Below are 6,318 nucleotides of genomic sequence, written 5' to 3' on the forward strand. Positions count from 1 at the left end.
GTCCGTCACTGCATGCGCTGTGGACCCGCAGGGTCCGAGACGCTCCCGCACCCGGCCACGCCGAATACCGCCCCACCCAACATCCCCGCCACCCACCCACCCAGCAGCACCACCCCGCATCCGCGGGGACCACCCCCCGTACCTGCCGCCCCCTTACCCCCCAACCCCCCAATACCCGAGCACATCCGCCAAGTCCCCCGAAGCCACCCCCACATACCCATCCGGACGGATCAAGAAGAACCCGCGCTCCCCGTACGCGCGTGCCGCGTACCCCTCCGGGTCCAAGAGGTCCGGCGTCGGGCCGCCCACTCGATAAGCCTTCACCGAAGTCGCCAACGCGCCACCCACCACCGGAAGTTCAACATCCCCCACCCCCAGCAACGTAAAGTGCGTCCCCCGGAACACGTCGAACAGTCGCCGCGTCTCGCCCGTACGGGCGTCCTTGCACGGTGCGTCCGGGGCGCGGTCGCCCGCTCGCAGTGCGCGCTCCTCAAGCCCCTCTCGGCGCTCCACTGACAGTGGGCTCTCCCGGTAGCCGAGGCCCAGTTGGTGGTTGTCGGGGCCGCGGTGGCCGGAGAGGGGGCCGGTGGTTCCGCCGCGGTGGATGCGGGTGCTCAGGCCCAGGACGCCGGCGGCTACGGGGAGGCGTTCGGCCTCGTACGAGTCGAGGAGGGCGTCAGGGGCGTCGCGCTGGATCACGGCGGCGAGCTTCCAGCCCAGGTTGTAGGCGTCCTGGATGCTGGTGTTGAGGCCCTGGCCGCCGGCGGGGGAGTGGATGTGGGCGGCGTCGCCGGTGAGGAAGACGCGGCCTTCACGGAAGCGCTCGGCCATGGCCGCCCGGGTACGGAAGGCCGAGGCCCAGTGGACCTTTCCCGGCTGTAGGCCCGTGCGCTCGGCGACCAGGCGGCGTACGGCCTCGGGGGCGGGGTCCGGGTCGCCCGCCTCGAAGCGGACGTAGGTCTGGAAGAGGTTCGAGTGCGGCAGGGGGCACATGGCCACGACGCCGCCGGGGTGCGAGTTCCAGGTGTGCCAGTGGGTGCGCGGCAGGCCCTCCATCTCCATGTCCGCCGTCAGCATCGGCGTCGGGTCGACCGTCTCGCCCGTGAACGGCGTGCCGAGCGCCGCCCGTACCGTGCTCCGGCCGCCGTCCGCCGCCACCAGGTAGGACGCCCGTACGCGTTCCGACGTGCCACTCGGGCCGGTCAGTTCCGCCGTCACTCCCCCCTCGTCCTGTTCGAACTCCTTCAGCCTCACCCCGAACTCGACCCGCCCGCCCAGCTCCCGAAGCCGGTCGCGCAGCACCTCCTGCGTGCGCGACTGCGGCAGCAGCCACGGCTCGGCGTAGGGAGTGTTCGGCGTCGGCTCGCCGCGCGTCATCATTTCCCAGTCGGGGCCGGGTTCGCCGTTCTCCCACGTGGTCATCGGCGGGTACGGGGAGCCTTTGGCGTGAATCGCCTCGATGACGCCCAGGTCGTCGAAGACCTCCTGCGTACGCGGCTGGAGCCCCTTCCCCTTGGAGCCGGGGAAGGGGGCGTCCGCCGCCTCGACCAGGCGGTGCGGTACGCCGCGGCGGCTCAGTTCCAGTGCCAGTACCAGGCCGGCGGGGCCCGCCCCGGCTATGAGGACGGTTCCGGCGGCGGCTTCGGATATCGACCCGGATGTCGCTTCGGGCATGGCTCGTACCCTCCTTAACGGCGTTCAATTTAACAAAGTTAAGGATGTGCTGAACAGCGTTAAACTGTCAAGGTGGCAACTCGAATCGACCGCGAACAGGTAGTGGGCACCGCCCTGCGCCTCCTCAACGACGTCGGCCTGGAAGGGCTGACCCTGCGCCGCATCGCCGGCGAGCTGGGTGTGCAGGCCCCCGCCCTGTACTGGCACGTCAAGAACAAGCAGGTCCTGCTCGACGAGATGGCCACCGAGCTGGAGCGCCGCGCCGCCGTCGACTTCGACGCCGCGCGGGATGTGGCGCGGGGTGTGGCGCGGGACGGCGCCGGCGAAGAGGGAATCCCCTGGCAGGAGACGCTGGCCCAGGCCACGCGCTCGATACGGCGCGTACTCCTCCGCTACCGCGACGGCGGAAAGGTCTTCGGCGGCACGCACTTCCGCGGCACCGAGTACGCGGAACACATGGACCAGCTGTTCGCGGCCCTCACCGAGGCCGGATTCACGCTGGACGCCGCCGCGCGGGCGGTCATGACGGCGTACTCCTACACGATCGGGTACGTCGTGGAGGAGCAGGCGATGCGGGGCGACGTGGCCACCGGAGAGGGCGGTTTCGACGTGGACGCGCGGGCCGAGCGGCTGCGGGCGCACCCGCTCGCCGCGGCCGCCGGGTATGAGATGTTCACCGAGTACGACGAGGGGTACGAGGCCGGGCTGGCGGCCGTCGTCGCCGGGGTCGAGGTCACGCTGCTGCGCGGCAGCTAGTCACCGCTCGCGGTCACGTTGCTGTCCGGCGGTTGGTCACCGCTCGCGGTCACGCTGCTGCCCAGCGGTTGGTCACCCCTCGCGGTCACGCTGCTGCCCGGCGGTCAGTCGCCGCGCGCCGTGCAGTCCTCCGCCGGCGGCTTCCCCCCTTCCGGCCACGCGTGCCCCACGAAGGCCACACTCCTCGTACGCGGGTCCAGCCGCACCACCGGCACCGCCTTGTCGTACGGATTCCCGTAGTTGTCCAGGCAGATCCAGCCGCTCGCGCCCTCTACCTTGTCCGCGCCGTGCAGCCGCAGCCACGCGTTGCGCACCTGGTCCAGGCTGGGGACGGCCCCCGACCCGTTGCGGGAGTTGTTACGGATCGCGGTGATCGCCGTCCACGCGGCGTCGTGCGTCGTCACGGCCCGCGAATCCGTCAGCTCCACCCGACCGACCGGGCCCACCGGCTTGTGCGCCGCCTCCGCCGCCAGGTCGCTCAGCTGCTCGTACGCGGCCTTGGAGCCGCCCGTCGCGGGCGCGTTCGGCGAGGTCCATGCGTCGGGGTGGGCGACGGACGCGTACTCGACGCTCACGCCGCCGCGCAGCGCGTCCCAGTTCAGTTTCTCGTCCGAGGAGAGGGTGGAGGCGGCGTAGCCGGATACGACGCGGTACTGCTTGTCGGTGCAGGCTCGCGTTCCCAACTCGTTGATGAATTGCCGTAGTTGTACGGGCCTGCCCGCGAAGTAGATGTCCCTGGCCGGAGAGTTGCAGATGGTGTTGACCATCTGGTGGAAGTCGTTGGACGTGCTCCCCTCCTTGCTGAAGTCCGCGGGGGAGCGGTACTGCTCCGGCGCGCGCGGCGCGCCCTTCGTCAGCTCGTGGAAGGCGCGCTTGAGCGTGACGGTGTAGTTGTCGTCCTGTCGCAGATCCTCCACGACCAGCGAGCGCTTCGGGTCCATCCCCTTGTCCTCGTTGAAGTACTTGAGGGCCGCCGCCTGGTCGCGGGTGGTGGGCAGCACGCGGACGAATCCCTTGTACGCGTCCGGGTGCGCCGCGCTGTTGCCGATGTCGCCCGCGGTGACCGCGCCCCCGACGACCGGGATGTGCCGCTCGTTCGTGAGGCGGGCGATGGCCTGCTGCGTGGCGCGGACGCTGACGTTGAAGGCGACGACCGCCCGTAGATTCTCCTTCGTCGCGGCCCGGCGCGCGAGGTCGTCGGAGACCTCGGGCCAGTACGTGTGGTCGCGGCCGGGGTTGGCGAGCAGCAGCCGGATCTTGGGGGTCTGGTCGTTGGAGCGGTGGTTGGCGCGGTACTGGGCGAGGTACATGCCCTGCACCTCGGAGAGGACCTTGCGCTGCTCGAACGGCTCGGCCGCGGTCATCGGGATCATGATCGCCAGGGAGACGTGCGGTGCGCGGGCCGCGCTGTCGTTCTCGGCCTTGATCCGCGCGCTGACCTCGTCGAGATTCCCGGCGAAGCTGAAGCCGCCGTCGGTTACGCCGACGCACTCCCCGCCGCGGCGGTTGACGCCGGACGCGCACGTACGGTCGGGGCGCAGCCAGTCGTACAGCGCCCAGCCGCCGATCGAGAGCAGCGCCAGTGCCAGCAGGGCGGCGGCGCCCTTGGTCAGCGGGCCCCGGTTCCGGAGCCGCCCGAACCGCGGCCCCGCGGATCGCGGTCCCGCGGACCGTCGCCCAGCGAGCCTCCTCTGCGGGCCCGAGGCCCGGCTTCCTGCGAACCTCATCAGCCTTCACCCTCCTTCACCCTCCTTCACCATCCGGAATCCGCAGGTCAGGGGCGCGCGTCTCGTTCTCCAGCCCTCTGGCCCAGTCGTGCGCCGCATGGCGGTACGTGGTGTCCTCGGAACGCTTGGCCTGGTGCAGCCGCTCCAGCTCCGCCCGTACCGTGCCGATGTCCTCCGGGCGCGGCGCGTACGACAGCGGGTCCGAGAGCCGCCACACCGTCGTCAGCAGCCGGCGGATCGCCCAGTGCAGATCGTCGGGGTCCTCGCCGGGCGGGCAGGCCGCGCAGGCCGAAGGCCGGGCATGGTGCGGGTCCGGCGGTGGCCCGGACGGTTCAGGTGTGAGGGTCTCGCGCGGGTGCGGGGCGGCGCAGATCAGGTTCGCGGAGGCGAGCCACCGGGCGGGCGGGGCGTCCGCGAAGCGGCGGTGCATCGCCTGTGCGACCGGTTCGACGCGGCGCAGCGCCAGGGTGTGGTGCAGATACGCGTCGCAGTGCCCCGGCGCGTACTCCTCCAGGCCGTTCGGGTTGTAGCCGGCCCGCAGGTTGAGATGCACCCGGAACCAGCGCGGGTCCTCCGCGAGCCGGTGCAGCAGCAGCGCCCGTACGGCCCGGTCGTCCTGGAGCCGGGCGGCGGCGAGGCAGTCCATGGCCTGCTCGACGCGGGCGGCGGCGTCGCCGTCGGGGTGGAAGGCGCGCCACAGCCGGACGGCGGCGCTCCGGTCTTGGGCCGCCGCCAGGAACGTCAACACCGCCCGCGACTCCGCGTCCGGCAGCAGGCTCTCCAGCAGCCGGGGCGCGGCGGCGTCGAGGAGCTGGGCCGCGTCCGCGCGTTCGCCGCTCCGCCGCAGCCGCACCGCCTCGTCGGCGAGGAGGCGGGCGCTGCCGGTCCGGCCGCCGCTGTACCGCTCGACGATGCCGGGCAGTTCGGCCGGGTAGTCGGGGGTCGCGTTGAGCATGGCCCGGATCGCGGTGCCGGTGACGGCCGGGATGCCGAGGGAGATCTTCGGCCACTGCCGGGGGAGGTCCCGTACGTCGGGGTGGGGCGGGGCGTGGTCGCGGCCGTCGCCGAGGGCGGTGACGACGACGGCCGGGCGCTCCGTACCGCCGCCGGCCCGCGCGTACTGGTCGCACAGCAGGTCCAGGAAGCGCCGGCCGGCCGGGGTGTGCCCGTTGTCGAGGAGCAGCAGCGGCCGGGGGGCCTTGTTCCACTTCTTCAGGACGCCGTAGTGCTCGCCGATGTCGTCGAGGAACGCCGCGACCAGCAGCGCCTCGGCCTCCCGCCGCCGCTCCCCGTACCGCCGGAAGTCCCATACGGACGCGAACAGCCGCTGGAGCCCGTCGCCCTGGAAGTACGGCAGGTGCTCGCCCCACCAGCGCAGCGCGCCCCGGTCGGGGCGGGTCAGCAGCTGGTCGCGGGCGGTCTGGAGGGTGGCGGCGATGACGGCGTCGATGCCGGGGAAGCCCGGTACGAGCGTCCCCAGGTTGCTGATCACCGCGTCCACCCACTGGCGCAGCGCGGCGCGCCGCCGACGGGGGTCGGGCTGGTCCTCCGTGATGAGCCGCAGCAGCTCCTCCTGGGCGCGCAGCAGCCCCGGCGGGCCGATGCCCTCGCCGTTCGGCCGCCAGGCGGTCACCACCAGCAGGCCGAGGTGGAGCCGGGGGAAGCGCACCGGCCGGTGGAACGCGCCCGCCTTCAGACCCAGCTTGTGCGAGACGAGGTAGAGCAGATTGCTGACGGGCGAGGCGTTGGGCGCCTCCTGGTCGTGGACGCCCGCCACCAGGCCCGGTTCGCCGTACTTGCTGTCGGCCAAGTCTGCTCGCGCCAACGGCACTTGATCCTTGTACGCGGCGAACAGCGCGTCCAGCAGCGCGCTCTTCCCGGTGCCCCGGCCGCCCACCAGCTCCACCACCGGATTGCCCTCCCGGTACGCGAAGGCCCGGATCCCGCCACCGCGCTCGCGGCCCACCAGCGACGGCACGAGCTCGTCGAGCAGCACGTCGAAGCCGTACAGGCGCCGCACCATGGACCATCCCCCATCCGCCGCCACGGCCAACCGCCGCCAGGCGGCGTCGCCGGTCGACCCCTTCGCGCAGGGGGAACCTAGCGGACGGGGCCGCGCCCGGCGGCGCGGTCGCGGACAGTCCCCCTACGGGGTGAAGGC

General features: G+C 72.4%; 4 protein-coding genes. 1 reads left to right on the forward strand and 3 read right to left on the reverse strand.

Annotation, left to right across the window (positions count from 1 at the left end; all coding sequences use genetic code 11):
- Positions 1-153 precede the first annotated feature (153 nt).
- The gene (locus ACFU99_RS29015; RefSeq protein ID WP_384397623.1) at positions 154-1,674 is read right to left on the reverse strand and encodes an FAD-dependent monooxygenase; all 1,521 of its coding nucleotides are present in this window, start codon (positions 1,672-1,674) and stop codon (positions 154-156) included.
- 72 nt (positions 1,675-1,746) lie between these two features.
- Here ACFU99_RS29015 and ACFU99_RS29020 point away from each other — a divergent pair, with 72 nt between their 5' ends.
- Entirely contained in the window at positions 1,747-2,430 is a 684-nt protein-coding gene (locus ACFU99_RS29020) for a TetR/AcrR family transcriptional regulator C-terminal domain-containing protein (protein ID WP_384397625.1), read from the forward strand.
- A 104-nt stretch (positions 2,431-2,534) separates the two neighbouring features.
- Here the strand turns inward: ACFU99_RS29020 and ACFU99_RS29025 are convergent, their stop codons facing one another.
- Positions 2,535-4,157 carry an ABC transporter substrate-binding protein gene (locus ACFU99_RS29025; RefSeq protein WP_384397627.1) on the reverse strand — a complete coding sequence of 541 codons (1,623 nt, stop codon included), beginning with the start codon at positions 4,155-4,157 and terminating at the stop codon, positions 2,535-2,537.
- Positions 4,158-4,173: 16 nt separating this feature from the next.
- A complete protein-coding gene (locus ACFU99_RS29030; RefSeq protein ID WP_384397629.1) occupies positions 4,174-6,180 on the reverse strand; it encodes a hypothetical protein in 2,007 nt (668 codons plus the stop codon).
- Between the last annotated feature and the right edge of the window lie 138 nt (positions 6,181-6,318).

The sequence above is a fragment of the Streptomyces sp. NPDC057654 genome (assembly GCF_042800135.1).
Classification (GTDB): domain Bacteria; phylum Actinomycetota; class Actinomycetes; order Streptomycetales; family Streptomycetaceae; genus Streptomyces.